Below are 3615 nucleotides of genomic sequence, written 5' to 3'. Positions count from 1 at the left end.
TCCTGCCCCGGACGGGAAGCGCCAATAAATCAGCGCTTCCCTTGGAAGGGCTCGGCTGGTCATTGAGCCTGAGCGATGCCGCGACGATGTTGCCCGTGGGGGTGCTATCTTCGAGGCTGGCGCCTTTATGGCTCGACTCCTGAGCACGCTCGCCCTGTCCACGCCGTGCGGCAAGGTTGCGGCCCAGACGGAGCTGCGGGTCGCGCCGCCGCCCGAAGCAGCGACCGATGTGCAGGGCGGCACCGCCTGGCAGGCGATCCGCTGCGGATCCTCGCGGCGCGGCTCGCCGGGTCCGGCGTGAGCTTCGGCTGCGCGGCATGTCCGCTGCCCTGCTGTCGCCTGCATTGGCTGCGGAGCTGGACGCGGCGGCACAGGCCTAGGCGCCGCAACTGCTGCGCGAAGGTTGGCTCGTTGCCCAGCAAGGGCGGGTCATGGCGGGGCTGCGGCTCGACAATGGCACCCTGACGATCAACGGCAATCCGGTGGCGTTCGCCGACTGGATCGCGTCGACGACATCGCACAGGGCCGTGCCGGCGCGGCGTTAGAGGCAGACTGAGTGAATCCGGATGCAGACGAGGTGAGCATGCTGCAGATCGAGCCGATTCCGGCGTTCGACGACAACTATATCTGGCTGCTGCACAATGGTGCGGGCGATCATGACCGGGCGACCGTGGTTGATCCCGGCGATGCGGAGCCCGTCATCGAGCGTCTGCGCGCGGACGCACTGTCCCTCGGAGCGATTCTGCTGACACATCACCACTACGATCACCAGGGTGGCGTCGGCGACCTGCTGTCACTCTGGCCGGAGGCGATGGTGTTTGCGCCGGAGGATACGCGGATTCGCCTGGCGACTCAGCGCGTCGGCGAGGGCGATCAAGTCCGACCGCCTGGCCTCGCCACCGGCTTCCACGTGCGGGAGGTGCCAGGCCACACCGCGACTCATATCGCCTATCTCGGGGAGGGGGTGCTCTTCTGCGGTGATACGCTGTTCGCGGCGGGGTGCGGGCGTGTCTTCGACGGCACCTTCGAGCAGCTGGCGGCGTCGCTGCGGCGCATCGCGGCACTGCCTGCGGAGACGCTGTGTTACTGCGCGCACGAGTACACAATCGCCAATCTCGGCTTTGCCGAGTGGGTGGAGCCGCAAAGTGAAGCGCTCGCGGCGCGGATGATCGACGCAAAGGCCCTGCGCGCGCGCGGCGAGCCCACGGTGCCCTCTGTGCTGGCGTTGGAGTTGGCCACCAACCCGTTCTTGCGCACCAACGAGCCTGCGGTGATCTCCGCTGCCGAAGGCTTCGCCGGGCACCGGCTTACGGACGCCACCGCGGTTTTCACGGCGCTGCGGCGATGGAAGGATGAGCGCTACGATTAGATGGACACGCACTTATGTCTGAGGGTTCTAAGGAGATGCTGATTAATTGGGCATCCTGCCCAAAAATCAGACGGAGCCGGGCCTGTGTAGACATTGGGCGGTTTCCCGGCTCCTTCATTTTCAGCGACTTGGGCCGCTGGAAATGGCGGGGCGTCCTGCCCCGCACGGGAAGCGCCAATAAATCGACGCTTCCCTAATGAGGCGGCAGACAATCACCGTCTCGCCTGATGTACTGTTCCATGAGTCGGATGTTGTCTAAGCGGAAAGAGGATCCTCGATGACGGCAATGCGTTTGAGCGATGATCTTCTACCATATCTGCGCTGTCCGCGTTGCGCTGGGCGCTTGGAAAGGTGTCAGGGAGCGCTCTGCTGCAACCATGAGGGCTGCGCCACGCGTTTTCCGCTCGTGGATGGTTGCCCGATTCTCATCAATGATGCGGAGAGTGCCTTTCGTGTACAGGATTTTGTCGAGGGGGTTCGTACGACGGGGCAGGTAGAACGGGGTCCGGTGAGCTCCAGTTGGCGCGATCGGGCCAAGGCAGTATTGCGTCGGTTGGTCCCGGGCATTTCTTACAACACCACCGACTATGAGCTGGAGGATGCTGTCGCTCGTATAAGCGCCGAATGTCCGCACCGCCTCCGAATTCTAGTGCTTGGCGCCGGCGATAGCGTGCTCAAGATCGGCCCTGGTCATGATGTTGTATACACGGACGTCGACTTGGGATCGCTGACCACCGTGGTCTGCGACGCACACGACATTCCTTTCAAGGACGCCAGCTTCGACTTCGTCGCTTGCATTAGCGTGCTCGAGCACGTAGCAGACCCATATCGATGCACCGCAGAGATTCACCGGGTGCTGCGCGCAGATGGATGCGTCTACGCGGTAACGCCGTTCATGCCGCAGGTGCACATGGGTGCCTACGATTTCACCCGCTTCACGCATTTGGGACCCCGGCGCTTGTCCCGGCGCTTCATCGAGCTCAGGAGCGGCGTTAGCTGCGGACCGGGCATGGCGTTGACATGGAGCATTGAGCGCTTCGTATCCGGTTTCGCCACGCAACCGAGAACGCGCTCCGCTCTGCGTACTTTGGCGCGCTTTCTGGCGTTCCCAATCAAATATTTCGACTGGATTCTCGCACGCCGCCCTAGCGCTTACGATAGCGCGTCCAGTTACTACTTTTTCGGTCGCAGGGCAGATACAGTTCTGTCTGACCGGGAGTTGGTGCGCACTTATCGCGGTGTGGTCCGATAGCGCGAAACCGTCCGCTTATCATGTTGCGGCTCGGGATTGCTCGATCTGGTACCAGAGGCCACATCAACCCCTGATCCAGCACCGATGCGAGACCGCCGCTGCCGTCCAGCGCCGAGCTTGCCGCATAAATTGAACCTGCCGTCGTTACCCATGTCTGCCGCGAACCATCGCCTGTTGTCGCCACTGCGCTGGGCGCTCGCTGCCCTTTGTGGGGCGGCGATGGTGCTGTCCTTCGCACCCTTCGGCTGGTTTCCGGCGGCGCCGCTCAGCGTCGCGGCATTCTATCTGCTGCTGCCGCAGGGGCGCCGCGGTGGCTTCGCCACGGGCTGGTTTTACGGCCTCGGACTGCTCGGCTTCGGCGTGTTCTGGATCCGCATCAGTTTGAGCGAGTTCGGCAACATGCCGGTGCTGGCGGCGAATATACTCATGCTGCTGCTGATCGCGGCACTGGCGCTGTTCTATGCCGTTGCCGGCTGGCTGGTGACAAGGCTGCGGCCGCATTCCAACGGGCCGCGCTGGTGGGTGGGGCCTTTGCTGCTGCTGCCTTCCGTGTGGGTGCTGTTGGAGTGGGTGCGCAGTTGGCTGTTCACCGGTTTCCCGTGGCTCTTTGCGGGCAATGGTCAGATCAATTCGTTGCCGCTGGTCGGGGCGCCCCTGGCGGGCTGGGCGCCGGTCGTGGGCGTGCATGGACTCAGTCTCATCGTTGCCGTGTCCGCCGGGCTGCTCGTGGTGGTGCTGCGCCGCCCCGGTGTCGCGCGGCCAGCGGCGCTGGCGTCGCTGCTCGCGCTGTGGCTCGCCGGCGCGCTGTTGGGGCGGGTTGAGTGGACCCGCCCCGCAGACGGGCCGCCCCGGGCCGCGGTTGTCCAGGGCCATGTGGGACGGCCGGTCAAGTGGGCAGCGGACGCAGTGATGCGCACGCCTGAAAACTACTTTGGCACCACGAGCCACGTCCTTGTGGACCCCACGTGGTGGGTTTGGACGAGACAGGCGTGGT

Annotated in this window: 2 protein-coding genes and 1 pseudogene; all 3 read left to right on the top strand. The window is 64.4% G+C overall.

What is annotated here, in order from left to right:
- Positions 1–583: 583 nt before the first annotated feature.
- Entirely contained in the window at positions 584–1369 is a 786-nt protein-coding gene (gene gloB, locus I6U14_RS10405) for a hydroxyacylglutathione hydrolase (RefSeq protein WP_296899106.1), read from the top strand.
- 670 nt (positions 1370–2039) lie between these two features.
- Positions 2040–2621: a class I SAM-dependent methyltransferase gene (locus I6U14_RS18295; protein ID WP_367115655.1), complete on the top strand. Its 582-nt coding sequence runs from the start codon at positions 2040–2042 to the stop codon at positions 2619–2621.
- A gap of 150 nt (positions 2622–2771) precedes the next feature.
- A pseudogene (locus tag I6U14_RS10395) lies at positions 2772–3615 on the top strand (apolipoprotein N-acyltransferase); the annotation flags it as partial.

The organism is Thiohalocapsa sp. (assembly GCF_019695415.1).
Taxonomy (GTDB): Bacteria; Pseudomonadota; Gammaproteobacteria; order Chromatiales; family Chromatiaceae; genus Thiohalocapsa.
This window is presented reverse-complemented; position numbering and strand designations above follow the sequence as displayed.